The following is a 24,336-nucleotide window of genomic DNA, read 5'->3' on the forward strand; positions in this document are numbered from 1 at the left end:
GTAAGCGGCGCGGATGTCCGCGCAGCAGCAGCCAGCAACCGGCGGCGACCCGTCCCCGCGTGAGGGGTCCTGGGCCGGCCGCAGGTGGGACGGCCTGCGCGAGCGGGTGCGCCACGGGCTGCGCACCCGCGCCTGGCGACTCCGCCTCTACGGGTTGCTTTCCGTGCAGGCTGGCATCGCGGCAGCGCTGGCCTGGTTCGTGGTGTTCCAGTTCCTGGGCAATCCCACCCCGGTCCTCGCGCCCACCACGGCGGTCGGCATCGTGGCCGCCTCGATGGGCTCACGCCTGCGCCGCACCATCGAACTGCTGGTCGGGGTGGTCCTCGGGCTCGCCGTCGGTGACACGCTCATGCCGTTCTTCGGCATCGGGGCCTGGCAGACCGGTGTGGTCGTCGTGCTGGCGATCATCGTCGCGGTGCTGCTCAAGGGCGGCGGTTCGCTGCTCACCCAGGCCGGCGGCACCGCGGTGCTCATCGCCACCCTGGAACCCCCGGTACGGGACCTGTCCGTGCCGCGTTTCGTCGACGCCGCTGTCGGCGGGGTGATCGGCCTGGCGGTCGGTCTGCTGGTGGTGCCCATCCACCCGCAGCGGACGGTGCAGCGGCTGGCCGAACCTGTCCTCGACCCGGCCGTCGCCGCCCTGCACGACCTGGCCGCAGCGCTCCGCCGTCGCGATCTCGGCGCGGCCCAGCGGGGTCTGGGCGCGCTGCGGACGCTCAGCCCTCGACTGACCGCGCTGGACGAAGGGCTCGACGCTGCACAGGAGGTGGTCCGACTGGCACCACTGCGCTGGCGTGAACGCCCATCCCTGGCGTTCTACACCGAAGCCGTCCGCCACATGGAGCGCAGCCTGCACAGCTGCCGGTCCATCGCGAGGCGGCTCACCAAAGCCCTTCGAGACGACGAGCCGATATCTGAAGAGTTTCCCGCGGCGATCGACCTGCTGGCAACGAGCGTGCAGACCCTCAGATGCTCGATCCGCGCACGGGAGGAACCACGGGAGGCCCGCCAACAGATCCTGGCGGCCGTCGAGCTGATCGGGAAGGCGCAGGGGGCAGCCGCCACGGATCCGACCCGCCCGCACACCCACCGGTTGGGCTACTCCGGCATGATCGCCGCCGGTGAGTTCCGTACGGCGGCACAGGACCTGCTCATCGCCAGCGGGTTGGATGCCGACCGTTCGGCGAAGCTGGTGCGGCGGACGGCGGATCCGGACGGGTGGGGCTGAGCCGAGCCGTTACGTCGCCTTGAGCGAGGCGAGGATGTCGAGGTAGTGCGGGTTCTTCATGACGCCCAGCACGTTGCCGAACGGGTCGACGACCGCCGCCGTGACGAACCCCTCGTCCCCGTGCGGGGTGATCGGCTGGTACTCCGTGGCACCCATCGCCAACAGCCGCTCGACTGTCGCCTCAAGGTCGTCGACGCACCAGTGCATGACCGCGCCGCCGGGCCCGGTCGCCGCGCCGGCCGGCGCGTACCTACTGTCGATGATGCCCAGCTCGGCCTGGTAGTCCCCGATGCGGAACTCGGTGTAGGCCGGGCGGCCGTCGGGGCCGGGGCGCATGAAGTACGCCTCGATCCCGAGGAAGTCCGCGTACCAGGCCGTGGCCGCTGCCACGTCGTCCGCCCAGATGTTCAGTGTGGCGAATCCTCGCAGGCTCATCGGGTGTCCTCTCGTCTCGTCGATGTGGTTGGTGATGACGCTATCGACGATTGCGGAAGCTCTGCTTCCTCAATGACCGGTGGGTCTCGACCGTGTCGGGCGGCGGGCCGCATCTTTCGGCGGTCCCCGGGTAGTCGCTGCCATTGCCAGCACGGATGGCGGGGGACAACGTGCAGAGCTACCCGGCAGTCGAGAACCACGGTCTGATCGGTGACCTACAGACCGCTGCGTTGATCAGCACGGACGGCACCGTCGACTGGTTCTGCGCGCCGCGCTTTGACTCGCCGAGCGTCTTCGGCGCGCTGCTCGACCGCCGCAACGGTGGCCACTTCCAGCTCTCGCCCGACGGCGTCGACTACTCCAGCAAGCAGCTCTACCTGCCCGGTACGCCGATCCTGATCACCCGCTTCCACAGCGCTGACGGTGTCGGGGAGCTCTTGGACTTCATGCCCGTCACCGGTGCGGAGGCCACCGACCGGCATCGGTTGATCCGCCTGGTCCGGATGGTCCGGGGGAGCATGCGGTTCCGCTTCCACTGCCGCCCGCGGTTCAACTACGGGCGTGATCCGTACGAGTTGGAGGTGCACCCAGAGGGCGACGTCTTCCGGAGCCCGACGCTGACTCTCACCCTCACTCCCTTCAAGGGCTCGTTACGGCAGTTCGAGGCGAGGGACATCCGCCGCGACGCGGAGGGCGTGTCCGCGTCGTTCAGCCTGCACGCGGGCGACATCGGCGGGGTGGTCCTGGAGACGGCCTGCCCGGACGCGCCCAGCGCACTCACCACCGACGAGGCGTGCGAACTGCTCGCCGAGACCCGCGACCACTGGCGGCGGTGGGTGGGCCGCTCCCGCTACAAGGGCCGGTGGAGGGAGGTGGTCGAGCGGTCGGCGATGACCATCAAGCTGATGACGTACGCACCGACCGGCGCACTTGTCGCCGCGCCCACCGCGGGGCTGCCCGAGCAGATCGGCGGGCAGCGGAACTGGGACTACCGCTACACCTGGATCCGGGACGCGTCCTTCTCGGTGCACGCGCTGCTGCGCCTGGGCTTCACCGACGAGGCCCAGAAGTATCTGCTCTGGCTCGACGCGCGCATCCGTGAGGCACGGGACGACCACATGCCCCTGCAAATCATGTACCGCATCGACGGCTCACCTGACATTCCCGAGGAGGTGCTGGGTCACCTGGAGGGCTACCGCGGATCGGCACCGGTGCGGATCGGCAACGGCGCGGCGGACCAACTGCAACTCGACATCTACGGCGAGGCGCTCATCTCGTTGGAACTCGCGGACCGCAATGGGCTCATCCCGCCGTACGAGGGGTGGCGCAAGACGGCAGGGTTGATGGACTGGCTCTGCGACCACTGGGACCAGCCCGAGGACGGGATCTGGGAGACCCGGTCCGGCCGGCAGGACTTCACCTACGGCCGGGTGCTCTCCTGGGTCGCGTTGGACCGGGCCATCCGGATCGCGCGACGCCGGGGCCGCCCCGGCGACATCGCCCGCTGGTCCGCCGAACGCGACGCCATCTACCAGCAGGTGATGACCCGCGGGTTCAACCAGGAACGTGGTGCGTTCGTGCAGCACTACGGTTCCGACATCCTGGACGCCTCGCTGCTGGCGATGCCCGGGCTGAACGTCATCTCGCCGACCGACCCGATGTGGGAGTCCACGCTGCGGGCCATGGACACCGACCTCGTCTCCGACAGCCTGGTCTACCGCTACGACCCGAGGGCCTCGCCGGACGGTCTCGCCGGCACCGAGGGCACCTTCAACATGTGCACCTTCTGGTACGTGCAGGCGCTCGCCCTGGCGGGCCGGCTCGACGACGCCCGGTTGACCTTCGAGAAGATGCTGACCTACAGCAACCCGCTCGGCCTCTACTCCGAGGAGATCGCGCCGACCGGCGAGCAGATCGGCAACTTCCCGCAGGCGTTCAGCCACCTCTCGCTGATCAGTACGGCGGCCCACCTCGACGACCTGCTCGAGCAGGGCTGACGGTCCGGTCAGAACAGCGTCAACGGCTCGACCGGGATCGGCTCGGGCAACGCCTCAAGCCCGGGAACCCGTGCCCGTACCTCGTCGTGGAACCGGCGGGCGAGCGTCGGCGCTTCGGCGTTGTCCGGGGTGTGGATGAACATCGTCGGCGAGCGCCCCTCGCGTAGCCAGGTCACTGTCATGTCGATCCAGCGCTGCCACCCCTCGACCGTGCGCGTCGGGTCGTCGCGGCCGAGGTAGCGGACGATCGGCCGGTCGGTCAGCGCGAGGGACCGGAGCGGCACGCGGGGCTTCTTGGTCCAGGCGTCCCGCTCCGCGTCACTGGTAGGCGGGCTCGCGAAAAAGGCAGTCGTGTCGAAGGGGATCCACTCGGCGTGGGCGGCGGCGAGGGTCGCCCCGAGCAGTCGGGCCGCCCGCTCCTCGGTGAAGAACGCCTGATGGCGCACCTCCACCGCGTACCTGTGGGACTGCGGAAGCTGTTGCAGGAAACGGCCCAGGGCCGGGACGTCGGCGGGCGCGAACGAGCCGGGCAGTTGGATCCAGAGTGCGTGGGCGCGCGGGCCGAGCGGTTCGATGGCGTCCAGAAAGGCGCTCAGTGGTTCGTCGACGTTGGTGAGCCGGCGTTCGTGCGTGATGACCTTGGGAAGTTTGAGGACGAACCGGAAGTCGGGGCCCGTCTGGGCGGCCCACGAGGCCACGGTTTCCCGGGCCGGGGTCGCGTAGAACGTGGTGTTGCCCTCCACGGCGTCACACCAACTGGCGTAGTGCGCCAGGCGCTCGGTGGGCGGCAGCCGGTGCCCCGGCCACGACCGGTGACTCCACATCGCGCACCCCACGTGCAGACGCATGACCGCCCTCCCGACTTGACCGGAGCCCACCGTATCCGGGCCGGCGGAACCGGCGGGGTCCACGGTCCGCCAGGTAGGGTCCGTCGCCATGCGTGTGCTGTTCGCCAGTCTTGCGTCCGTCGGTCACACCTACCCGCTGATCCCGCTGGCGATCGCCGCCCGGGACGCCGGGCACGAGGTCCACTTCGCCGCCGGTACGGAGGTGCACGCGCCACTCGCCGCGAACGGCCTGCGGCCGTTCCGTCCCGGCGACGCCTTCTACGAGGTGTACGCCGAGGATCTCGCACCGGAGCTGGCGCGGCTGCGGCCCGACCTCGTGGTGCACGAGTGGGGGTTGCCGGGGGCGGCCGTGGCGGCTCACCGGGCCGGGATCCCGGGCCTGTGGCACGGGTTCGGCCGGCTGTTTCCCGAGGGCATCGGCCTGGAACTCCCGACCAGCAACGCCGAGGTCGTCGGTCGGCCGCACCTGGACATCTGGCCACCTTCGCTGCAGGACAAGGGCTTCCTCGCCACCGAACGCCGGATCGAGCTGCGACCTGTCGCGTTCTCGACGCCGGCCCCACTGCCCGCTCGCTTGGGCCGGCCGTTGATCTATCTGACCCTCGGCACCGCTTTCGGTACGCCGGAGCTGCTCCGCACGGCCATCGCCGGTCTGGCGACGCTTGGCGCGCAGGTGGTGGTCGCGGCGGGCCGGGTGTCAGTGGAACAGCTGGGCGACATCCCCGACCAGGTCAGCGTGCATCAGTGGGTGTCGCAGGCGGAGTTGCTGCCGCTCGTTGACGTGGTGGTGCACCACGGGGGTAGTGGCACCACCCTCGGCGCGCTCGCGGCCGGCGTACCCCAGTTGTTGCTGCCGCAGGGCGCGGACCAGTTCGCCAACGCGGAGGCCCTCACCGCGGCCGGGGTCGGTCTTCGGCTTCTCCCCGGGGAGGTGGACGCGGGTGCCATCGCCGAGCAGGTCCACCGGCTGCTGCCGCAGCACGGCAACGCCGAGCAGCGCGACGCGGCTCGCGCGGTCGCCGACGAGATCGCCGGCATGCCCTCGCCGGCGGCGGTCGCCCGGATCCTGCCGGAGTACTCGGCCTGACTGGAGGCGAGATCGTCAACTCGGGGTTGACGAGGCGCATGCGTCAACCTATGGTTGACGCATGACAGATCCTCTTCAGATTGGTAGCACCGTCAAGCTCGACGACCTGATCCAGGCGATCAAGACGGCGCACACCGACGCGCTCGACCAGCTCACCGACGCGGTCATCGCCGCCGACCACCTCGGCGAGGTCGCCGACCACCTGATCGGGCACTTCGTCGACCAGGCCCGGCGCTCGGGCGCCTCCTGGACCGACATCGGCCGCAGCATGGGTGTCACCAAGCAGGCCGCCCAGAAGCGCTTCGTGCCGAAGGCGACCGACGCGGCCGCGCTCGACCCCAACGCCGGCTTCGGCCGGTTCACCCCGCGCGCCCGCAACGTGGTGATGGCCTCGCAGGAGGAGGCCCGCGCCAGCGGCAACGCCGAGATCGGCCCCGAGCACCTGGTGCTGGGCCTGCTGGCCGAGCCGGAAGGGCTGGCCGCCAGGGTGATGGCTGGTCGCGGCGCCACCCCCGAGGCGGTACGGGAGGCGGTCGCCGCCGTCCTGCCATCGCGCGCCGAGCAGGTGCCGGACCTCATTCCGTACGACGCGCGCGGCAAGAAGGCGCTGGAGCTGACCTTCCGGGAGGCGCTGCGCCTCGGGCACAACTACATCGGCACCGAGCACATCCTGCTCGCCCTGCTGGAGCAGGAGGACGGCGCCGGCGTGCTCACCAACCTGGGCCTGGACAAGGCGACGGTCGAAGGCGACCTGGCTGCCGCCCTCGCCGCCGCCGTCGGAAAGAAGTGAGAACCCGGGGTCAGGACGCCTCAGGGAAGCCGTAACGCAGGGCGTGCTCCGGATCGGTCGGGTCGATCTGGCGTACGCCCGCGTCGGCGAGTCGCTTGTTGACCTCGTCGAGCTGCTCGCGCACCAGGCGTGCCTCCTCCTCGGTGACCCGGCCCCGGTGTGGCTTGCCGGCGTGCTCCAGCGTGCCGTAGTCGATCTTCTCGGTGGTCTTGCGGGCCTTGGGTGGGCGGACCCGCTCGGCCGTCTTCAACAGTTGCGCCATCGGCACGTCGGTGGCCATCGCGTCGAACTCGCTGGCGGTCAACACCACCCGGCGGGGCTCACCGTGGCCGTGCCGATCGTGGATCTCCACCACCGCCACGTCCAACGCGGCGTCGTCGATGTTCTCCACCTCGCCCGGGGTGGCGTCCAACTGCACGGGCCCGGCGACCAGGTCCGGGTGCTCCAGTACGACGACGCGGACCACCTCGTCGTCCTGCTGCAGAACCGTGCCGGTGAAGTCGGAGACGTGGATCGTCTTCTTGCCCATGCGCGGAGCTTCTCCTGTCGTAGGCCGGGATGGCGGACCACAAGAAATTACCCGACAGGTGTGCGAAAGCCGCCGCTGGACCTCCTCCGGTGTGTCGGCCCCGGAGCGAACGTCAGAGGCCACCCGCTCGCTGGTGCGTCAGTGGTTGTTCAGGCGGTGCCGACTGGAGCTGCCGACGGACAGCTTGTTCAGGCCGGCCCACGACAGGGCGCTGCCGCCGACCGTCCGAGGGTTCCGGTAGCGCGGCTGGGGCGGATTGCCCCCGACGGCCTCCGCCGCCCGCCAGAGTCGCTCGGGGTCCTGCTGGTAGTGGTCGCTCGGCTGAATCGGCATGCGTTCACCGTCCCAAACAAAGGTGTCCAGATATGGAAATACATATGACGGTCAATCCCAGTGCTCGGTTCCCGGACCCTTTTCCGCTCGGCCCTGACGTATCCTGCGCCCGGCCCTGCCGTCCGGCGTACGGTGATCGACGACGGGTCGGGTGACGCGGGGAGGTGCGCATGCTCGACCGGCGACTTCACCTGCACCTGGCCACCTGGCTCGGCCAGTGGCCGGCCGGGCCGGGGTTGCACGTGGTCGCCTCGCAGCGGCGTGCCGAACCGGCCTGGGACGGCCGGCTGCGCCCCGCGCTCGCCGTGGACACCGGGCAGAGCGCCGTGCTCTCCGTGGCGCCGGACCGGGTGGCGGCGATCCGCGCGTTGGTTCGCCGTACGCCGGCTCGGTTGCTCGCCGCGTTGCCGGAGGCCGTCGGCCGGCCCGAATTCTGCGTACACGACGGTCCGTTCCGGTGGAGCCGGACACCCGCTCCGCTGCCCGACGTGGGGGAGTGGACCGATCCGACCGCCACCGGGCTGCCGCCGTGGCTGCGACTCTTCGACCGGCCGGTGCTGGTGGTCCGTGACCCGGACGGCGCCTATCTGGCCGGTGCGGCAATCAAACGGCACGACGCGTACGGGCACGAGTTGGCAGTCGGCACGGCGCCGGCCGCCCAGGGGCGCGGCCTCGCCCGTCGGCTGGTGGCCCAGGCTGCGCGGCGGGTGCTAGACGAGGGAGCGATCCCTACCTACCTGCACGAGCGGGACAATCACGCCTCGGCCCGGGTCGCCGAAGCGGCTGGCTTCCCGGACCGGGGCTGGCGCGCGTACGGGGTCTATCCGCGCTGACCGGCCCGAAGCCGCAGCTGTCCGCGATCTTGCACTTTCTGTCGCGACACACCCGGGCATTCCACGCATCTCGCCCACCGAAACTTCAAGATCGGCGGGGTGGGGGTGGGGGCGGGGGCGGGGTGATGGGCGCGGACCGTGGATCCCGGGCCGGATCCACGGTCCGCAACCTCCCCCCAGGCCCCGGTTCCGGGTGTAGCGGCGGGCCGCTACGTGTCGATCACGCTACGTATCGAACAGGCTCGGGGCAAGGTTGAAGCTGTCGGTTCGGAGTGTCGAAAAGCGGACTTGACCTGCTGCTTCGCCAGCCGAAGGAGGTCGGCCGGATCAGTGACGGAGCGTACGAATCAGGTCGAGCACCTGTCGGGTCACCGGCCGAAGGACCCGGAGTCGGGACAGCGCCACGAGCCGATCGACGAGTGGCACGGCCCCGTCGATCAGTTGGCGGGTCTTGGTCTGCCCCGGCGATCGGTCGTGCACCCAGTAGAGGATCACGCCCATGTACGCGAGCCAGAGCAGTTCGGGCAGCTGTGGACGCAGCTCGGCGTCGACCTTGGCCGTCGAGCCGGTCAACACCTCGCCGAAGAGGTCGATGGCTGCCTGTCGGGGGCCGGAGGACTCAGCGGAGAAGGGGCTCAGCGGCGAGGTGGGTTCCGCCGCCGTCTTGAAGAAGGTCGCCGCGAATCCGTGTGAGGGCGTCAACACGTCGATCCCCGCGTGCAGCACTCCGGCGAGCCGGGGACCGAACGCCTCCTCCCGATCGAGCACGGGCTGCGCGGCGGCCCGGTGCTCGACCTGGGACTGGGCGTAGAACTCCTGAATCAGGTGGTCCTTGGAGCCGAAGTAGTAGTAGGCGTTGCCGACCGCCACGCCGGCCTCCTGCGCGATCGCCCGCATGGTGGTCTGGGCGTATCCGCGTTCGCGGAACAGCCGCATCGCGGTGTCCCGGATCAGTTGCCGGGTCTGCTCGCCCCGGGCGGTGGCTGGGTCACCCGCAGTGGTCGTCTGCGCAGGCTGTTCGGTCATCGAGGTCACCGTATCCCGCCGGTTCGTCGGTCGGCTCGGCCCACGGGTCGCGGGTCCGCTCGCGGATCGCCGAGGCGGCGGCCACCGTCTGGCGGGCGAGGGGCAGCAGGTGCGGTCGGGCCAGCCGCTCGGCCGTGGACCGGTGGTCGGTCAGCGCCCAGAGGCAGGCGAACCAGGCGCCGTCGCCCGCGTACACCTCGCCGGTGTCGGCGATTACGGTGAGGTCGCGCAGCGTCGCGTCGTGGTTCAGGCCGGGGAAGCGCCGCCGGGCCTCGGTGGACCCGGCCGGCACGAACTCCAGGGGTACGAGCTGGGCGCGGGACGACAACCAGCGGCGGGCGGCGCGGCAGATCGGGCAGGCGGCGTCGAACAGGACGGTGAACCCCCGGATCTCACCGCCGGAGTGAGCGGTGGGATCCGGGAGCCGACCGCCGCCACCGGTCGGGGGCGCGGTCATCGGGTTTGTGGGCTGTTCGTCGGGCCGACGCCCGGTTGCGGGCCAGCCGGCGGGGGTCCTGCCGGGTGTGCACCGGTCGGCTGCGGTCCGCCCGGGTACGCGCCGACCAACTGCGATCCGGGAGGCGCGGACGGCATGGGGAGTCGGCCGATCGGGGCGAGCGGGGGGTGGGTGGCGAGCTGGCGGAGCCGGTTCCGGCGGTAGCGGCCGAGCGCGAAGACGTTGAAGAAGTGCAGCGCGCCGAGCACCAGCAGCACCAAGCCGATCTTGAGAGACAGTTCCTCCATGGCCTGGCTGGTCGAATCGACCGGGTCGGGGTGCTTCATCGCCACCGTGACGTAGCCGAGGTTGAGCAGGTAGAAGCCGACCACCAGGAGGCTGTTGACGGCCCGGGCGAGTCGTTCCTCGGCGAACACCTCCTCCAGGAAGACCTGCCCGTTGCGGGACAGTGCTCGAGCCACCCAGATGGTCAGGCCGACGCTGACCGCGAGGTAGATCACGTACATCCAGACCTTGATGTCCATGTGGACGCCCTTCTTGAACGTGTTCAACTACCGACGTCATCAGACTAGGGCCGATGTTGAACATGTTCAAGAAGTGGCGACCAGTGACTGTGGACACTTCGGTGCGGTACTGGAGCGCGCCATCCGGCCGAGCGGTTCGGCCCGGCCGGAGAACGCCGTGGCTCAGCCGGCCAGGCCGAGCACCTCGGCCGCCGCGCGACCGTTGGCGTGGCTCGCGCCGTAGGTGGTGACGAAGGCGCGGACGCCAACGGGCCGCCACTGTGCCGGCCAGCCCATCTCCACCACTGTCACGGGGTGCTGGGCCGCCAGGTCGGCGATCAGGTCCGGGCCGCCGGGCAGCCGGTGCAGGTGTCGTCCGACCAGGACGATGGGACGGTCGCCCGCCAGTCCGCGCAGCGTGGCCGGGTCGGTCTCGGCGGCGATCACCCGGATCTCCGACACCCCGTCCAGGTGCGGACCGAGGCCCCACGGAACCCGCCCCTCGGCGATCGTCGACTCGGTGTGCAACTGCACCACCAGGGGCTGGTCCAGGCCGGTGAGCAGGCCGTCCACCCGGACCGCTCGGCGCGCTGCGGCGTACCCCAGCTCGGTGTCGCCGGTGGCCGGTGACCCGCTGGCGGCCCGGGTCCAGGCGGCGAGATCGGCGGCGCGGCCGGCCGCCTCCTCGACCCGCGGCCTCGCCAGCCGGCCGTCGGCGAGCGCGTCGACGATCTCGGCGGCCACCCGCTCGACCAGGTCGGCGTCGACCTTCGCGCCGATGCAGAGCAGGTCGGCGCCCGCGCTCAGGGCCCGGACCGCAGCCGGCCCGACCCCACCGGCGGCCACCGCGGCACCCTTCATCTCCAGCGCGTCGGTGATGACGGTGCCGGTGAAGCCGTACTCGGTGCGCAACAGGTCGACCAGGACGGCTCGGCTGAAGGTGGCCGGGTCGGCGCCGGTGAGCGCCGGAACCCGGATGTGGGCGGTCATCACGGCGCGCGCCCCGGCGGCGACGATGGCCGCGAACGGCGGCAGGTCCCGCTGGCGGAGCAAGCTCAGCGGAGCATCCACTGTGGGCAGTTCGTGGTGGGAGTCGGTGACAGTGGCACCGTGCCCGGGGAAGTGCTTGGCGCAGGCGGCCACGCCGGCGGCCTGCAACCCGGCCACGGCGGCGGCCGAGTGGGCGGCCACCCGCACCGGATCCGCGCCGAAGGACCGGGTGCCGATCACCGGGTTGTCGTCGGCGGTGTTGACGTCGACAGTGGGGGCGAGGTTGACGGTGATGCCGAGCGCTGCCAGTTCGGCGCCGATCGACTGGTAGACCCGTCGGGTGAGGGCCACGTCGCCGATCGCACCCAGGGCGGCGTTGCCGGGGTACGGGCTGCCGGTGGCGTGCGCCAGCCGGGTCACGTCGCCACCCTCCTCGTCGATCGCGATCAGCGCGTCGGGTCGACCGGTGCGCAGTGCGGCGGTGCTCGCCGCCACCTGCGCGGGGTCGTGCACGTTGGTGCCGAACAGGGTGTGCCCGGCCAGCCCGTCGGCCAGCAGGTCGACCGCCCAGTCCGGCGGAACCGGTCCCGGGTACGCGGCCAGCAGCGTGCCCAGCGCCAGCCGGCGCAGTCCTGGATCCAACCCCACGTGTTTCCCCCTTCGGTGCCCCCGCGGGTACGAAACGTCGTACCGGTGGTGGTCGTGGCCCTGCCGACTCGGCCGAGCGTCCCACCGTCGGGTGACCGTTACGCTACGGCTACCCGTTCGCAGGTCGGTTTACAGTTAGCAAAGTTTACTAAAACTAGAGGACGTGTCATGAGTGCGACCCGGCTGCCCGGCACCCCCCGTCTGTTGCGGGCGCTCAACGACCGTGCCGCGCTGGAACTGCTCCTCGAACGCGGCCCGCTGACCCGGGCTCGACTCGGCGAGCTGACCGGTCTGTCGAAGGTCACCGCGTCGCAACTTGTCGAGCGGCTGGAGGAGCGCGGCCTCGTCGCGCGGGTCGGCGAGCAGGCCGGCGGGCGGGGGCCGAACGCCCAGCTCTACGCCGTCCGCCCGAGCAGCGCGCACGTCGTCGGCGTGGACGTCGGGCCGGACCGGGTGGTGGCCGCGTGCGCCGACATCACCGGCGCGGTCATCGGCCGGGTGGAGCAGTCGACCCGGGACACCGACGACCCGGTGGGCGTGGTGCACAACGCCGTCGTGCAGGCGGCGAGCAGCGCCCAGGCGCAGCTGAGCAGCGTACGACGGATCGTGCTCGGCACGCCGGGCCTGGTCGACCCCGGCACCGGCGACATCACCTTCGCCTTCAACCTGCCGCGCTGGCACAGCGGTCTGCTCGCCGCGTTGCGGGACGACCTGCACACACCTGTGGTCTTCGAGAATGACGTCAACCTGGCCGCCGTGGCCGAGGCGCAGTCCGGCGCGGCGCGGGGGCTGTCGGACTTCGTGCTGGTCTGGGTGGGCGCCGGCGTCGGCCTGGCGATCATGCTGGGCGGGCGGTTGCACCACGGCAGCAGCGGTGCCGCTGGCGAGATCGGCTACCTTCCGGTGCCCGGCGCGCCCATCCCGCGCGACGTCTCGCGTCGCGCCAAGCCGGCCTTCCAGCAGCTGATCGGTGCGGACTCGGTGCGCGCGGTGGCCCGCGAGCACGGCTACCCGGACGCCGACGCCGCCGAGGCGGTCCGCGCGGCCGTCGCGGCCGGCGCTGACGGCGGCCCGATGCTCGACGAACTGGCCCGTCGGCTCGCGCTCGGCGTGGCCAGCACCTGCGTGGTGCTGGACCCGCCGCTGGTCGTGCTCGCCGGCGAGGTGGGCCAGGCCGGTGGCGCGGCGCTCGCCGACCGGGTGCAGCAGGAGGTCGCCGCGATCACCCTGGTCCAGCCGCGAGTGGTGCCGACCGGGTTGACCGAGGAGCCGATCCTGCACGGCGCGCTGCGCACCGCCCTGAACGCCGTACGCGACGAGGTGTTCGGCTCCACCGTCGGCTGAGCCCGCTGCGGCGGTCATGTGAAGGAATATTTCACCGCACGCCCGCAGCTTGCAAGCTCCTGCCAGGCGTCGGCTCGGCCGTTCCGTCGGGCCGCCCGGACCGGGGCGACCCGACGGCCTCGACTCAGATCAGGTCGCGGCGACGGAACACGGCGAACGCCGCCGCGGTCAGACCGCCGGTGATCGCCAGCAGCACCAACAGCGCCGGCAGCCAGGTCACCGTGTAGAAACCGTCGCAGTAGGGGAGTTGGCCGCTGCCCCGGCAGACCTGTTCGTCATAGAACCGCGCCTCGCCGTTGAGCCACGCCCCGATGTGACTGGACAGCATGAACAGGTCCGACTTCCGCGCGTCGATGATCTCCAGGACCACTCGGCCACCCAACTCCCAGACCACCGCGTACGCGGCGAGCGCGCCGAGCGCCGCGGACGTGTGCCGACCCAGCGTGGCGATCGCGAAGCCCAGCGCGGAGGCCAGCAGCACCAGCACCAGGCCACGGCCGTGCACCGCGCCGAGTGAGCGCCAGAAGTCGCCGTCCAGCCGGCCCGGCAAGCCGAAAGCCTGCCCGATCACCCAGAACGTGGCGAGATAGACCACCGACGCCAGCAGGGCCAGGACCAGCACCGCGCCGAGCAGGGTGCCCAGCTTGGTCGCGAGCACCGTCAACCGGCGCGGTCGCCAGAGCAGCAGGTTCACCACCCCGCCCGAGGTCAGGTCCGCGCCGATGTAGGAGGCGCCGACCAGGAACCCGAACAGCACCAGGAACGCGATGAGGAAGTACAGCAGCGGTTGGGCCTGCTCGGCGAAGCTGAAAACACCCGGCAGGAAGTCGGCGGTGATCGGCAGCCGGTCCTGCCGGATCGGGTCGATCTCGGAGCAGTCGCTGGGGAAGTACCTGTCCGAGTCGGAGGTCGAGGTGCCGTCCTGGCGGGCCAGGCACTCCTGGTGGGTGGCTTCCAGGGCACGCCGCGCCTCGGCGGCCTGCGTCCGCGCCGAGTTCAACTCACTGACGCTCGGTTTGTGGGAGCCGGCAAGGGTGGTCGCCGCCGTGACGGCGAACGCCAACGCCAACAGGACGACCATGAGCTGCACGAAGCGACGCGCGGACAGTCGCTCCAACTCGGCACGCACCAGGTTCACGCGTCCACTCCCCGATCGAGGTCGATCACAGCTTCGTCCTGCGGCAGCGCCGGGTCGCCGACCTGCCGGGGCACCGACGGATGCTCGTACGCGCCGGTCAGCTCCAGGAAGACGCTCTCCAGATCCGGCCGCAGCGGCGTCAGCTCGCCCACCCACAGACCCTGCTCACCGAGCACCCGGCTGATCGCCGTCGGGTCGCTCACCCCGCTCACCACCAACGCTCCGCCGTCCACCACCGCCGTCAGCTCGGCCGCGTGCAGCAGCTCGACGGCCCGCTCCGGTTCGGCCACCCGGACCAGGAACTCGTGCCGGTCGTGGCCCGCCAGCACCTCGTCCACCCGACCGGTTGCGACCCGCCGCCCCCGGGAGATGATCGTGACGTGGTCGCAGATCAGCTGGATCTCGCCCAGGATGTGACTGGACACCAGCACTGTCACCCCGTTGGCCGCCAGCGACCGCATCAGGTCCCGCATCTCCCGGATGCCCGCCGGGTCCAGCCCGTTCGCCGGCTCGTCCAGGATGAGCAGACGCGGGTCCTTCAACAGCGCGGACGCCACCGCCAGACGCTGCTTCATGCCCAGCGAGTAGCCCTTCACCCGCTCGTCGCCCCGGTCGTGCAGGCCCACCAGATCCAGCACCTCGTCCACCCGCGAGACCGGCACACCACCGGCGCGGGCCAACAGCCGCAGCGTGCGGTAGCCGGTGAAGTTGCCGAAGAACTGCGGGCTCTCCACGATGGCGCCGACCTGACCCGCCACCCGGGGCAGCAACTCCGGCGACGGTTCGCCGAGCACCATCATCCGGCCGCTGTCGGCGCGTACCAGCCCGAGCAGGGCCCGCAGGGTGGTGGTCTTGCCCGAGCCGTTGGGGCCCAGGAAGCCGTGGACCTGGCCCGCCTCGACCAGCAGGTCGAACCCGTCCACCGCCACCCGTCGGCCGCTGCGCAGGCTGCGGAAGCTCTTGCGTAGACCCTCGATCTCGATGACCGCGCTCATCTGCGCAGCTCCGTACGTCGGCTGGGCATGGGCCGTCCTTCGGGCTTGGTGATCAATGACACGGCGCTTCACCCTATGGCTGAGGTGCCGCCCATGGGGGGCACCCCGGCGCTGCGTGGTTGGATGGTGCGGTGAACCCGGATCTGGTGGTCAGCCTCGACGGCGTCGGCGTGCGCCGCTCCGGCACCGCCCTCCTCGAGGACCTGACCTGGCGTGTCGAGTTGGACGAGCGGTGGGTCGTGCTCGGCTCCAACGGCGCCGGCAAGACCACACTGCTCAACCTCGCCGCCGGCCGGCTGCACCCCACCACTGGTGTCGCGCACGTGCTCGGCGAGCGGATCGGCCGCACCGACGTCAACGAGCTGCGTACCCGGATCGGGCTCACCACCGCCGCGATCGCCGAGCGGCTGCCCGCCGACGAGCGGGTCAGCGACGTGGTGGTGACCGCCGCCTGGTCGGTGGTCGGCCGTTGGCGGGAGAACTACGACCGTGGCGACGAGGCGCGGGCGCGGGCACTACTGAGTCAACTCGGCGTCGGTGGTCTCGCCGAACGCCGCTACGGCACCCTCTCCGAGGGTGAGCGCAAGCGGGTGCAGATCGCCCGTGCCCTGATGACCGACCCGGAGCTGCTGCTGCTCGACGAGCCCGCCGCCGGGCTCGACCTGGGCGGTCGGGAAGACCTGGTCGCCCGACTGGCCGAGCTGGCGTACGACCCGGACGCCCCGGCGATGGTGCTGGTCACCCACCACGTCGAGGAGATCCCTCCCGGTTTCACCCACGCGATACTCCTGCGCGAGGGCGGGGTGGTCGCCCAGGGCCTGCTCGCCGAGACGCTGACCGGTGACAACCTCTCCAAGACCTTCGGGCTGCCACTCGTCGTCGAGCGGTCGGGCGACCGCTTCACCGCCCGCGCCGCCTGATCGCCGGACAGGCGGAGACGGCCGTGCCGCAGACCCGGGTCGCCGTGGTGGGCAGCGCCAACATGGACCTGGTAGCGATGGCACCCGCGCTGCCTCGACAGGGCGAGACCATGCTCGGCACCGACTTCGTGATGGTGCCCGGCGGCAAGGGTGCCAACCAGGCCGTGGCCGCGGTCCGTGCCGGTGCCTCCTGTGCCTTCCTCGGCGCGATCGGCTCGGACGCCTTCGGCGTCACCCTCAAGGCCCGCATCACAGCGGCCGGTGTGGACACCAGTCAGCTTCGCGTGGTCTACGGCACCTCGGGAGTGGCGCTGGTCATGGTCAACGCTCAGGGGGACAACGCCATCGTGGTCACTCCCGGCGCGAACGACGCCCTGGTCGGCCTCAGCGAGGAGGAGCTGACCACCGTCCGTACGGCGGACGTCCTGGTCGCGCAACTGGAGATCCCGGTGCAGACCGTGACTGCCGCCGCGGTGGCCGCCCGCGAGGCCGGCACCAGGGTCATCCTGAACGCCGCCCCGGCGCGGGACCTCCCACCCGAGCTGCTCGCCGCCGTGGACCTGCTGGTCGTCAACGAGGGCGAGGCGCAGGCGCTCGCCGGCCGGGGTCGGGAGGAGCCGCGCGCGCTGCTCGACCTGACTCCCCGGGCCGTGCTCACTCTCGGCGGGGAGGGCGCCTGGTACGTCGACCGGGACGGCACCGAGGTGCACGTGCCGGCGGTACGGGTCGACGTGGTCGACTCCACCGCCGCCGGTGACGCGTTCACCGCCGCGCTGGCCGTCGGCTGGGGCGAAGGGCGCGACCTGGTCGACGCGGTGCGCTGGGCGTCGGCGGCCGGCGCTGCCTGCGTCCGCAAGCTCGGCGCCTCGGTGGCGCTGCCGCAACGCGCCGAGATCGACGAGCTGTACGCGCCGGCCTGACCCCGTTGTTCGCGCACCGAGCCGGCCCGACGGTCGCGGCGTGTCACGCCCGCTCGCCGACGCCGGTGCGAAAGGCCCGACGGTACGCCGACGGTGAGGTCAGCATGACCCGGCCGAAGTGGTGGCGGTAGGTCACCGGGGTGTCGAAGCCCACCGCGCGGGCGACCTGCTCGACAGCGACGTCGGTCTCCTCCAGCAGTGCCAGGCTGGCGCGGACCCGCTGCTCGACCAGCCAACGGATCGGGCTGGTGCCGGTGGCTCGGGCGAAATGCCGCAGGTACGTGCGGGACGACATGTGCGACCGGTCGGCGAGCTGGGCGACGCTCAGCGGCTCGGTGAGGTGGGCGAGTGCCCAGTCGAGGCTGACCGCGATCCGGTCGTCGGCCGGGTCGGCGGGCACCGGCGCCTCGACGAACTGGGCCTGCCCGCCGTCGCGGTGCGGCGGGATCACCAGTCGTCGGGCGACCGCGTTGGCGATCGCCGCGCCGTGATCACGCCGGATCACGTGTACGCAGAGGTCCAGCCCGGCCGCGCTGCCGGCACTGGTGAGCAGGTCGCCGTCATCGAGGTAGAGCACGTCCGGGTCCACCTCGACCAGTGGGTAGCGCCGCGCCAGCAGCTCCGCGTACCGCCAGTGGGTAGTGGCCCGGCGGCCGTCCAGGAGGCCCGCCCCCGCCAGCGCGAACGCGCCCGAGCAGATCGACATGATCCGGGCCCCGCGCCGGTGCGCCTCACCCAGCGCGGTCACCAGCTCGGGCGACGGGTCAGCGGTCACGTCCGGTACGCCGGGCACGATCACCGTCCGCGCCGCCGCCAGCTCGGCCAGACCGTACGGGGTGTGCAGGCTCGCTCCGCCGACCACCGGCACCGGCCCCGGCCGCTCGGCGCAGACCACGAGGTCGTACCAGTCGACGTCGAATTCGGGCCGGGCCAGTCCGAACACCTCGGTCACGATCCCGGTCTCGAATACCGACATCCCCGGGTACGCGAGCACGGCGACCCGGTGCGCGGCCGCCGGTCGTCGAGGCGCGGGGAGCGGTCGCGGACCGGTCGTGGTGGCCGTCGGGATCGGCATGGCGGGATGTTAGCGCAGGATGTCGTTCGCGCCACTCGTTCCGTGGTCAGGCCCCGGCGAGGATCGGTGCATGACTTTCACCTTCGCCGTTCCGCAGGCCGATCCGGCCACCGCCGCCGCCTGGTTCCGCAATCGGCTCAGCGTCGAGACCGACGTCAGTGATGTGCACGCCGACCTGTCGGCACGTACCCCGGGGCTGGTGGTCGTCGACTCCCGAGGCGCGGCCGCCTGGGCGCAGGGGCACCTCCCCGGCGCGGTGCACCTGCCCACCGCTGAGATCGCGACCCGGGCGGCGGATCTGATCCCCCCGGGGTCGGCGGTCGTGACCTACTGCTGGGGTCCCGGCTGCAACGGCGCGACCCGGGCGGCGCTGGAGTTCGCCCAGCTGGGCCATCCCGTGAAGGAGATGCTCGGCGGGTTCGAATACTGGGTCAGGGAGGGGCTGCCGGTGGTGACGGAGGCCGGGCTGACCCGACGACCGGTCGATGACCTCACCGCGCCCGCCACGGCGATCACCTGCGACTGCTGATCCACGGCACGGGCGGGCCGACGTTCACCCCACCGGCTCGTCGGCGAGCTTCTCGCCGCGGCGGCGCAGCATGCCCAGCCCGGGGATGCCGGCCACGGCGAGCTTGAGGTCACGGGTGACGTCGAGCAGGTCGTGCAGGTCGGGGCCGACCCGGTCCAGCGTGGCCAGGATCGGCAGGATGTCCGCCGTCAGATGCTCCCGGAGCTTCGGCAGCTCGTCGATCAAATGGATCGCAGCGGTGATCTCCTCATGGCTCAGCTCCCCGACGAACCGCTCGGCCATCGGTGCGGCCCGGCGCAGCGCCGGCTCGTACGCCGACAGCAACTCGGCCGCGGTGGCCGCGGCCTCGGTCGCGGTGCCCACGGTGACTGAGGCGCGCTTCGCGACCCGGTCGGCCTCGGCGACCACGGTGCCTGCCACCCGGGAGACCCGGTCGGCCTCGGCGACCACCGCGGCGGCGGCCGTTGCCACCTCGGTGGCCGTGTCGATGGCGGTGGTCGCTGCGGCGCTGATGACGGCCACCTCGCGAACCGCGCCCTCGGCGTCGGTGAGCACCTGGTCGGTCCGATCCAGGGTCGTTTCGATCCGGTCGACCACGCCGTTGATCCGGGCCAGCAGATGCTCCACCCCGGCGAGCACGGCGAACGCGCGGGCGGGCACGGCGGCCATCGACGCGGCCGAGCCGAGCGCCTGGTCGAGGGCGTAGCGGGTCAGACCGACCACCGCAGTCGGGGTGGGGAGGGGAATCGCCATGGGGTCAAGTGTGCGTCGGCCGTGCCACAACCGCCCGTCGGAGCAGGTCAGCGTGACTGTCGACCGGCGGTGTCGGCGCGGGCCACCCGCAGCGCCCACCAGATCAGCGGCACCTGCAACGGCACCCGGCCGTACGCGATGGCCCGCTGTGCCGGGCGTCGGCGCCGCCAGTCCACGGCCATCTTGACGTTCGCCGGTAGGACGGCAACGAAGAGGGCGGCGGCTGCCCGGCCGCCGGCCCGCCGGGTGGCCGGGTTCGCGACAGCCGCAGCCACCACCAGTTCGGCGACCCCGCTGGCGTACGTCCAGAAACGGGGCGGGCCGGGCAGCGCACGCGGCACGATCGGGTCGTAGACGCCGGGGCGTACCAGATGGGTGACGCCGGCCGTCGCGAGCAGGCCGGCCAGGGCGACGGCCTCGCGGCGGCGGGTGGTCATCGGTGGTCCCCCTGTTGTTCGACGGCGCGTTGCACGGCCCGGTAGATCTGCCCGAACCGTAGCGCGTCCGGGGTGCGCACCAGCAGGTCCTCCCGGCCGTGGTGCTGCACCCACAACTCGTGCACGTGGCTGCCGCGCTCGTAGGAGCGGTCCAGCCAGCCGAGGGGAATCTCCAGGAACGGTGCCAGCGCGAGCGCCCCCGCCGCGCAGGCGGCCAGGATGATCAGCGCCAGCTGCCAGTTGCCTCGATCCTGAGCCGACCAGGCCAACGACAGCACGCAGACCACGGCGACCAGCGGCGGCAGCGAGAGCAGCAGGACCAGGACACCGCGCCCCAGCACACGGCCGCGTACGGCGAGGGTTTTCTGCCCCCGTGCGTGCCAGACGAACGTCACGTCGGACAGGGCGATCACGTGACCACCAGCCCGGATCGACTCGGAGGTCACCTGCACCGCGTCGTCCCGGTAATAGAGGGTCATCACTAAGCCTAACCACCGCGGTGCAAACCTCGCCCGGTTCGGCCCCGGCATCCGGCCTTCCCCGACGCGTCCTCGGCAGGGGTCTGCCGCCCATGACACACCGCGACGGCGGCGAGGGTGCACGCCGTCCGCCGGGTAGAGGTGATGGTGCGATGGTCCTTTGGAGCTGAATCGTTTGCGACATCACGGGTCGGCGCTTCGCCTTCGCCCGCAGCCGCAGCCGCAGCCGCAGCCGCAGCCGCAGTCGCAGCCGTCGCCGTGGCCGGGTCGCATCGCGGCAGGCCCTGTGCGTCGCGGGCCCCGGTCTGATTCGTTTGCGACATCAGCTCCAAAGGGGCTGCACGAAGGCTGGGCCGGGCGCGCTGGTGCCCGTTGGGCCTGCCGTGCCCGTGCCCGTTGGGCCCGCTACGCCCGTTGCGCCCACTGGCCCGGCTGACGAGCGCGGTCTGTCAGAGGTTCCACCGCTGGCGGCCTACCGCTCCTGTCGGGACGTCAGACGGAACAGGCCGGCTAGCGGCGCCTGACGGGGTGGGCCGGCTGGCTGTGCTCCACCGCGCGTTGCACCGCCCGGTAGATCTGCCCGAAGCGCAGCGCGTCACCGGTGTGCAGCAGACGCACCGGCTGGCCCCGCCAACGGGCCCAGATCTCCAGTTGGCGGCTGCCCCGGGCGTACGAGCGGTCCAGGTGTTCGAAGAGGAAGTCGGCGACCGGCCCGACGGCCAGGCCGACCAGCACCGACGCGCCGACGATCGCGATCGTCACGGTGGGGGAGCGGTGCAGCCAGACGGCCACGCCGATGCCGAGCACCGCCGCGACCAGCGGGCCGGCGAGCGCAGCGCCGAGCGCGCCCCGTCCCACCAGCACACGCCAGGAACGGGTACCCCGGCGGTGCCAGATCATGGTGATGTCGGCCAGCTTGTAGCTGCGACCGTCCACGCGAAGGGTGGTGGAGGTGACCTGCACCGACCTGTCGTCGTAATACGTGATCATGGCTGGACTCCCGCCCACGGGGCTGACACCACACTACTTACCCAAACGAGCCGGGTCGTAAGGTTGGCACGCGACTTCGACGAGGAAGTGAGGGCAGCGTGGGCGAGTTCGTTCGGCTGGAGACCACTGACGGCATCGGCACGATCCGGCTGGAGCGGCCGCCGATGAACGCGCTCAACACCCAGGTGCAGGAGGAGTTGCGCGCCGCTGCGACGTCGGCCACCGCCGATCCCGAGGTCCGCGCGGTCATCGTGTACGGCGGGGAGAAGGTCTTCGCCGCCGGCGCCGACATCAAGCAGATGGCTGACATGTCCTACGTGGACATGGCCGACCGGGCGGCGAACCTGTCCAGCGCGCTCGGCGCGATCGCCCGGATCCCCAAGCCGGTGGTCGCCGCGATCACCGGGTACGCCCTCGGTGGCGGCTGTGAGCTGGCGTTGGCCTGTGACTGGCGGATCGTCGCCGAGGACGCCAAGCTCGGCCAGCCGGAGATCAAGCTCGGCATCATCCCGGGTGCCGGCGGCACCCAGCGGCTGGCCCGCCTGGTCGGCCCGGCCCGCGCCAAGGATCTGATCATGACGGGCCGGATGGTCGACGCCGAGGAGGCCCTGCGGATCGGCCTGGCCGACCGAGTGGTCCCGGCCGCCGAGGTCTACGAGGCCGCTGTCGCCTACGTGAAGCCGTACCTGACGGGCCCGGTGCAGGCGCTGCGCGCGGCGAAGCTGGCGGTCGACGGCGGCCTGGACATGGACCTGAACTCGGGCCTGGCCTGGGAGAGTCAGCTCTTCGCGGCGCTGTTCGCCACCGACGACCGGCGCGAGGGCATGGCGGCCTTCGTCGAAAAGCGCAAGCCGGGCTTCACCGGCCGCTGACTATTAGCCGAGAACAGTTCACATTGTTCCTACCGGCCAGTAGCGTGGGGCGTCGGTCACAAGGAACGAAGGGGAGCGGCGGATGACGGAGCGGATCGAGGGTCACGGCGGCGAGTTGGCGCTCGCGGCACTACGCGCGCACGGCGTACGGGAGATGTTCACGCTGTCCGGCGGGCACGTCTTCCCGCTCTACGACGCCGCGTACAAGACCGACTTCCCGATCTACGACGTCCGGCACGAGCAGTCCGCGGTCTTCGCCGCCGAGGCCGTGGCCAAGCTCCAGCGCCGCCCCGGCCTCGCCGTGCTCACCGCGGGGCCCGGTGTCACCAACGGCATCTCCGGCATGACCAGCGCGTTCTTCAACGCCTCGCCGGTGCTGGTGCTCGGCGGGCGCGCGCCCGCGTTCCGCTGGGGCTCGGGCAGCCTCCAGGAGATGGACCACCTGCCGTTGGTCGCCCCGGTCACCAAGCACGCCGAGACGGTGTTCAGCACCGACGACATCCCGCGCGCGGTGGGTGCGGCGCTGAACGCCGCGCTCACCCCGCACCGGGGCCCGGCCTTCCTCGACTTCCCGCTGGAGACGGTCTTCTCGGTCGCGGAGGCCGAGCTGCCCACCGTGGCGGGTGTCGACCCGATCGCCCCGGACCCGGAGGAGGTCGGCCGCGCGGCGTTGCTCATCGCCGGGGCGCAGCGGCCGGTCATCATCGCCGGCTCCGACGTGTACGCGGGCGACGCGGTCGCCGCGCTGCGCGAGGCGGCCGAGGCGTTGCAGGTGCCGGTCTTCACCAACGGCATGGGTCGCGGCTCGCTCCCGCCGGAGCACCCGCTGGCGTTCGCCAAGGCCCGACGGGCCGCGCTCTCCGGCGCCGACGTGGTCGTGGTGGTGGGCACTCCGCTGGACTTCCGGCTCAGCTTCGGTGACTTCGGTGACGCCAAGGTGGTGCACATCGTCGACGCCCCCAGCCAGCGGGCGACGCACGTGCAGCCGGCCGCCGCACCCGCCGGTGACCTGCGCCTGATCCTCTCCGCGCTGGCCGATCACTCCGGTGACCGGGCCGACCACTCCGACTGGATCGCCGACCTGCGGGTGGCCGAGGACGCGGCGAAGGCTCGGGACGCCGCGGAGATGGCCGCCGAGACCGACCCGATCCGCCCGGCCCGGATCTACGGCGAGCTGCGTCGGGCGCTCGCCCCGGACGCGATCACCATCGGCGACGGCGGCGACTTCGTGTCGTACGCCGGGCGGTACCTGGAGCCGGCCCAGCCCGGCACGTGGCTGGACCCGGGCCCGTACGGCTGCCTGGGCACCGGCATGGGTTACGCGATGGGGGCCCGGGTCAGCCACCCGGACCGGCAGATCTGCGTGCTGATGGGCGACGGCGCGGCGGGCTTCTCGCTGATGGACGTCGAGTCGCTGGTCCGCCAGAAGCTGCCGGTGGTGATCGTCGTCGGCAACAACGGCATCTGGGGGCTGGAGAAGCACCCGATGCGTGCCATGTACGGCTACGACGTCGCCGCCGACCTCCAGCCGGAGCTGCGGTACGACACGGTGGTCAGCGCGCTCGGCGGTGCGGGGGAGACGGTCGCCAAGGCGGCCGACCTGGGCCCGGCGCTCCAGCGGGCGTTCGACTCCGGAGTGCCGTACCTGGTGAACGTGCTCACCGACCCGACCGACGCGTACCCCCGGTCGTCGAACCTGGCCTGAGTCGCACCCGCCGCCGCCGTCGCTCCCGCGCCGGCGGCGGCGGTGCGCTCACACCTCCGGTCGGTCGCCCTCGCGCGGCGGCTCACCGTCGCGGCGGCGCAGGTCGTCCTCGCGTCGCCGCAGGTCTTCCTCCCAGCGTTGGAACAGCTCCTGGTCCTGCTGCTGGGCGCGTTCCTCGACGGAGCGCAGGAACTCCGGGTCGTCGTCGGGGGCCACCTGCCGAGGACGCTGCCGCTCGCCGCCGCCCGGCCAACCCTTGCCGGCGCCGGGGCTGGGCTCCCGGCCGACGATGAACCAGGCGATCGAGCCGACCAGCGGGAAGAACAAGATGATCAGCACCCAGGCGATCCGGGGAAGGGCGCGGATCTTGCCCTCCTCGGCGGAGAGACAGCTGATCAGCGCGCAGACGGCGAGGACAATCTGCACCAGGAAGAGGAGTACGCCAAGCCGGGCCATGCACCCATGATGACTCACC

27 protein-coding genes are annotated in these 24,336 nt (G+C 71.7%); 11 read left to right on the forward strand and 16 right to left on the reverse strand.

From position 1 onward, the window contains the following. Positions 1-13: 13 nt before the first annotated feature. The gene (locus tag ACLQ3F_RS00080) at positions 14-1,228 is read left to right on the forward strand and encodes an FUSC family protein (protein ID WP_425844917.1); all 1,215 of its coding nucleotides are present in this window, start codon (positions 14-16) and stop codon (positions 1,226-1,228) included. Positions 1,229-1,237: 9 nt separating this feature from the next. On the opposite strand, the gene ACLQ3F_RS00085 is transcribed toward ACLQ3F_RS00080, so the two are convergent. Next, positions 1,238-1,663 carry a VOC family protein gene (locus ACLQ3F_RS00085; RefSeq protein WP_425844919.1) on the reverse strand — a complete coding sequence of 142 codons (426 nt, stop codon included), beginning with the start codon at positions 1,661-1,663 and terminating at the stop codon, positions 1,238-1,240. Positions 1,664-1,833: 170 nt separating this feature from the next. Here ACLQ3F_RS00085 and ACLQ3F_RS00090 point away from each other — a divergent pair, with 170 nt between their 5' ends. Continuing rightward, positions 1,834-3,660: a glycoside hydrolase family 15 protein gene (locus ACLQ3F_RS00090; RefSeq protein WP_425846131.1), complete on the forward strand. Its 1,827-nt coding sequence runs from the start codon at positions 1,834-1,836 to the stop codon at positions 3,658-3,660. Positions 3,661-3,668: 8 nt separating this feature from the next. Here the strand turns inward: ACLQ3F_RS00090 and ACLQ3F_RS00095 are convergent, their stop codons facing one another. Beyond that, complete coding sequence (locus tag ACLQ3F_RS00095; protein ID WP_425846133.1) at positions 3,669-4,484, reverse strand: DUF72 domain-containing protein; 816 nt, start codon at positions 4,482-4,484, stop codon at positions 3,669-3,671. Between the two features lie 112 nt (positions 4,485-4,596). Here ACLQ3F_RS00095 and ACLQ3F_RS00100 point away from each other — a divergent pair, with 112 nt between their 5' ends. After that, positions 4,597-5,595 carry a glycosyltransferase gene (locus ACLQ3F_RS00100; protein WP_425844921.1) on the forward strand — a complete coding sequence of 333 codons (999 nt, stop codon included), beginning with the start codon at positions 4,597-4,599 and terminating at the stop codon, positions 5,593-5,595. Between the two features lie 61 nt (positions 5,596-5,656). Then, positions 5,657-6,385 carry a Clp protease N-terminal domain-containing protein gene (locus ACLQ3F_RS00105; RefSeq protein WP_357199422.1) on the forward strand — a complete coding sequence of 243 codons (729 nt, stop codon included), beginning with the start codon at positions 5,657-5,659 and terminating at the stop codon, positions 6,383-6,385. A gap of 10 nt (positions 6,386-6,395) precedes the next feature. Here ACLQ3F_RS00105 and ACLQ3F_RS00110 read toward each other — a convergent pair whose 3' ends face one another. Both ACLQ3F_RS00110 and ACLQ3F_RS00115 read right to left on the reverse strand, forming a co-directional pair. Further along, complete coding sequence (locus ACLQ3F_RS00110) at positions 6,396-6,914, reverse strand: hypothetical protein (protein WP_425844923.1); 519 nt, start codon at positions 6,912-6,914, stop codon at positions 6,396-6,398. 138 nt (positions 6,915-7,052) lie between these two features. After that, positions 7,053-7,247, reverse strand: coding sequence for a DNA repair protein (locus tag ACLQ3F_RS00115; protein WP_357199428.1), 195 nt, complete (start codon positions 7,245-7,247; stop codon positions 7,053-7,055). A gap of 170 nt (positions 7,248-7,417) precedes the next feature. Between ACLQ3F_RS00115 and ACLQ3F_RS00120 the strand changes: the two genes are divergently transcribed. Further along, positions 7,418-8,080, forward strand: coding sequence for a GNAT family N-acetyltransferase (locus ACLQ3F_RS00120; protein WP_425844925.1), 663 nt, complete (start codon positions 7,418-7,420; stop codon positions 8,078-8,080). Positions 8,081-8,407: 327 nt separating this feature from the next. On the opposite strand, the gene ACLQ3F_RS00125 is transcribed toward ACLQ3F_RS00120, so the two are convergent. The 4 genes from ACLQ3F_RS00125 to ACLQ3F_RS00140 all read right to left on the reverse strand — a co-directional run bounded on the left by ACLQ3F_RS00125 (position 8,408) and on the right by ACLQ3F_RS00140 (position 11,704). Then, the gene (locus tag ACLQ3F_RS00125; RefSeq protein ID WP_357208605.1) at positions 8,408-9,106 is read right to left on the reverse strand and encodes a TetR/AcrR family transcriptional regulator; all 699 of its coding nucleotides are present in this window, start codon (positions 9,104-9,106) and stop codon (positions 8,408-8,410) included. Continuing rightward, the gene (locus ACLQ3F_RS00130) at positions 9,069-9,563 is read right to left on the reverse strand and encodes a thiol-disulfide oxidoreductase DCC family protein (RefSeq protein WP_425844927.1); all 495 of its coding nucleotides are present in this window, start codon (positions 9,561-9,563) and stop codon (positions 9,069-9,071) included. Before ACLQ3F_RS00130 ends, ACLQ3F_RS00125 begins: the two co-directional genes overlap by 38 nt. Then, complete coding sequence (locus tag ACLQ3F_RS00135) at positions 9,560-10,114, reverse strand: hypothetical protein (RefSeq protein WP_425844929.1); 555 nt, start codon at positions 10,112-10,114, stop codon at positions 9,560-9,562. The genes ACLQ3F_RS00130 and ACLQ3F_RS00135 overlap by 4 nt, the downstream gene beginning before the upstream one ends. Positions 10,115-10,249: 135 nt before the next feature. Next, entirely contained in the window at positions 10,250-11,704 is a 1,455-nt protein-coding gene (locus ACLQ3F_RS00140) for a glycoside hydrolase family 3 N-terminal domain-containing protein (RefSeq protein WP_425844931.1), read from the reverse strand. Positions 11,705-11,872: 168 nt separating this feature from the next. Between ACLQ3F_RS00140 and ACLQ3F_RS00145 the strand changes: the two genes are divergently transcribed. Further along, positions 11,873-13,048, forward strand: coding sequence for an ROK family transcriptional regulator (locus ACLQ3F_RS00145; protein WP_357206324.1), 1,176 nt, complete (start codon positions 11,873-11,875; stop codon positions 13,046-13,048). Positions 13,049-13,172: 124 nt separating this feature from the next. Here the strand turns inward: ACLQ3F_RS00145 and ACLQ3F_RS00150 are convergent, their stop codons facing one another. Then, positions 13,173-14,186 (reverse strand): ABC transporter permease subunit, encoded by a 1,014-nt coding sequence (locus ACLQ3F_RS00150; protein WP_425844933.1) that lies wholly within the window; start codon positions 14,184-14,186, stop codon positions 13,173-13,175. Beyond that, a complete protein-coding gene (locus ACLQ3F_RS00155) occupies positions 14,183-15,181 on the reverse strand; it encodes an ABC transporter ATP-binding protein (RefSeq protein ID WP_425844935.1) in 999 nt (332 codons plus the stop codon). Before ACLQ3F_RS00155 ends, ACLQ3F_RS00150 begins: the two co-directional genes overlap by 4 nt. A 119-nt stretch (positions 15,182-15,300) precedes the next feature. On the opposite strand from ACLQ3F_RS00155, the gene ACLQ3F_RS00160 reads away from it, so the two are divergent. Beyond that, positions 15,301-16,101 carry an ABC transporter ATP-binding protein gene (locus tag ACLQ3F_RS00160; protein ID WP_393223165.1) on the forward strand — a complete coding sequence of 267 codons (801 nt, stop codon included), beginning with the start codon at positions 15,301-15,303 and terminating at the stop codon, positions 16,099-16,101. A 23-nt stretch (positions 16,102-16,124) separates the two neighbouring features. Continuing rightward, positions 16,125-17,021, forward strand: a complete 897-nt coding sequence (locus ACLQ3F_RS00165; RefSeq protein WP_425844938.1) for a ribokinase — start codon at positions 16,125-16,127, stop codon at positions 17,019-17,021. A gap of 43 nt (positions 17,022-17,064) precedes the next feature. Here the strand turns inward: ACLQ3F_RS00165 and ftrA are convergent, their stop codons facing one another. Further along, complete coding sequence (gene ftrA, locus ACLQ3F_RS00170; protein WP_425844940.1) at positions 17,065-18,096, reverse strand: transcriptional regulator FtrA; 1,032 nt, start codon at positions 18,094-18,096, stop codon at positions 17,065-17,067. Between the two features lie 70 nt (positions 18,097-18,166). Here ftrA and ACLQ3F_RS00175 point away from each other — a divergent pair, with 70 nt between their 5' ends. Continuing rightward, positions 18,167-18,625: a rhodanese-like domain-containing protein gene (locus ACLQ3F_RS00175; RefSeq protein WP_425844943.1), complete on the forward strand. Its 459-nt coding sequence runs from the start codon at positions 18,167-18,169 to the stop codon at positions 18,623-18,625. A 24-nt stretch (positions 18,626-18,649) separates the two neighbouring features. Here ACLQ3F_RS00175 and ACLQ3F_RS00180 read toward each other — a convergent pair whose 3' ends face one another. From ACLQ3F_RS00180 to ACLQ3F_RS00195, 4 genes are all read right to left on the reverse strand, one after another. Then, positions 18,650-19,378, reverse strand: a complete 729-nt coding sequence (locus tag ACLQ3F_RS00180; protein WP_425844946.1) for a hypothetical protein — start codon at positions 19,376-19,378, stop codon at positions 18,650-18,652. Between the two features lie 47 nt (positions 19,379-19,425). After that, positions 19,426-19,815, reverse strand: a complete 390-nt coding sequence (locus ACLQ3F_RS00185) for a DoxX family protein (protein ID WP_357206339.1) — start codon at positions 19,813-19,815, stop codon at positions 19,426-19,428. After that, positions 19,812-20,294, reverse strand: coding sequence for a DUF6232 family protein (locus tag ACLQ3F_RS00190; protein WP_355005366.1), 483 nt, complete (start codon positions 20,292-20,294; stop codon positions 19,812-19,814). The genes ACLQ3F_RS00185 and ACLQ3F_RS00190 overlap by 4 nt, the downstream gene beginning before the upstream one ends. Positions 20,295-20,804: 510 nt before the next feature. Next, complete coding sequence (locus ACLQ3F_RS00195; RefSeq protein ID WP_425844950.1) at positions 20,805-21,284, reverse strand: DUF6232 family protein; 480 nt, start codon at positions 21,282-21,284, stop codon at positions 20,805-20,807. A 98-nt stretch (positions 21,285-21,382) separates the two neighbouring features. Between ACLQ3F_RS00195 and ACLQ3F_RS00200 the strand changes: the two genes are divergently transcribed. After that, on the forward strand, positions 21,383-22,156 hold the full coding sequence (locus ACLQ3F_RS00200) for an enoyl-CoA hydratase-related protein (RefSeq protein WP_425844953.1): 774 nt from the start codon (positions 21,383-21,385) through the stop codon (positions 22,154-22,156). Positions 22,157-22,238: 82 nt separating this feature from the next. Then, positions 22,239-23,861 (forward strand): acetolactate synthase, encoded by a 1,623-nt coding sequence (locus ACLQ3F_RS00205; protein WP_425844955.1) that lies wholly within the window; start codon positions 22,239-22,241, stop codon positions 23,859-23,861. Positions 23,862-23,909: 48 nt separating this feature from the next. Here ACLQ3F_RS00205 and ACLQ3F_RS00210 read toward each other — a convergent pair whose 3' ends face one another. Beyond that, positions 23,910-24,317, reverse strand: a complete 408-nt coding sequence (locus ACLQ3F_RS00210) for a PLD nuclease N-terminal domain-containing protein (protein WP_355005362.1) — start codon at positions 24,315-24,317, stop codon at positions 23,910-23,912. Positions 24,318-24,336 lie beyond the last annotated feature (19 nt).

Source organism: Micromonospora sp. DT15, assembly GCF_049841475.1.
Taxonomy (GTDB): domain Bacteria; phylum Actinomycetota; class Actinomycetes; order Mycobacteriales; family Micromonosporaceae; genus Micromonospora.

Excerpts from the sequence above, each read along its gene's own strand:
- ACLQ3F_RS00105 (WP_357199422.1), top strand. The coding sequence starts at position 5,657 with ATGACAGATCCTCTTCAGATTGGTAGCACCGTCAAGCTCGACGACCTG.
- ACLQ3F_RS00210 (WP_355005362.1), bottom strand. The coding sequence starts at position 24,317 with ATGGCCCGGCTTGGCGTACTCCTCTTCCTGGTGCAGATTGTCCTCGCC.
- ACLQ3F_RS00175 (WP_425844943.1), top strand. The coding sequence starts at position 18,167 with ATGACTTTCACCTTCGCCGTTCCGCAGGCCGATCCGGCCACCGCCGCC.
- ACLQ3F_RS00185 (WP_357206339.1), bottom strand. The coding sequence starts at position 19,815 with ATGACCACCCGCCGCCGCGAGGCCGTCGCCCTGGCCGGCCTGCTCGCG.
- ACLQ3F_RS00120 (WP_425844925.1), top strand. The coding sequence starts at position 7,418 with ATGCTCGACCGGCGACTTCACCTGCACCTGGCCACCTGGCTCGGCCAG.
- ACLQ3F_RS00190 (WP_355005366.1), bottom strand. The coding sequence starts at position 20,294 with ATGACCCTCTATTACCGGGACGACGCGGTGCAGGTGACCTCCGAGTCG.
- ACLQ3F_RS00095 (WP_425846133.1), bottom strand. The coding sequence starts at position 4,484 with ATGTGGAGTCACCGGTCGTGGCCGGGGCACCGGCTGCCGCCCACCGAG.
- ACLQ3F_RS00085 (WP_425844919.1), bottom strand. The coding sequence starts at position 1,663 with ATGAGCCTGCGAGGATTCGCCACACTGAACATCTGGGCGGACGACGTG.
- ACLQ3F_RS00180 (WP_425844946.1), bottom strand. The coding sequence starts at position 19,378 with ATGGCGATTCCCCTCCCCACCCCGACTGCGGTGGTCGGTCTGACCCGC.
- ftrA (WP_425844940.1), bottom strand. The coding sequence starts at position 18,096 with ATGCCGATCCCGACGGCCACCACGACCGGTCCGCGACCGCTCCCCGCG.
- ACLQ3F_RS00110 (WP_425844923.1), bottom strand. The coding sequence starts at position 6,914 with ATGGGCAAGAAGACGATCCACGTCTCCGACTTCACCGGCACGGTTCTG.
- ACLQ3F_RS00115 (WP_357199428.1), bottom strand. The coding sequence starts at position 7,247 with ATGCCGATTCAGCCGAGCGACCACTACCAGCAGGACCCCGAGCGACTC.
- ACLQ3F_RS00155 (WP_425844935.1), bottom strand. The coding sequence starts at position 15,181 with ATGAGCGCGGTCATCGAGATCGAGGGTCTACGCAAGAGCTTCCGCAGC.
- ACLQ3F_RS00145 (WP_357206324.1), top strand. The coding sequence starts at position 11,873 with ATGAGTGCGACCCGGCTGCCCGGCACCCCCCGTCTGTTGCGGGCGCTC.
- ACLQ3F_RS00125 (WP_357208605.1), bottom strand. The coding sequence starts at position 9,106 with ATGACCGAACAGCCTGCGCAGACGACCACTGCGGGTGACCCAGCCACC.
- ACLQ3F_RS00080 (WP_425844917.1), top strand. The coding sequence starts at position 14 with ATGTCCGCGCAGCAGCAGCCAGCAACCGGCGGCGACCCGTCCCCGCGT.
- ACLQ3F_RS00130 (WP_425844927.1), bottom strand. The coding sequence starts at position 9,563 with ATGACCGCGCCCCCGACCGGTGGCGGCGGTCGGCTCCCGGATCCCACC.
- ACLQ3F_RS00195 (WP_425844950.1), bottom strand. The coding sequence starts at position 21,284 with ATGATCACGTATTACGACGACAGGTCGGTGCAGGTCACCTCCACCACC.
- ACLQ3F_RS00205 (WP_425844955.1), top strand. The coding sequence starts at position 22,239 with ATGACGGAGCGGATCGAGGGTCACGGCGGCGAGTTGGCGCTCGCGGCA.
- ACLQ3F_RS00100 (WP_425844921.1), top strand. The coding sequence starts at position 4,597 with ATGCGTGTGCTGTTCGCCAGTCTTGCGTCCGTCGGTCACACCTACCCG.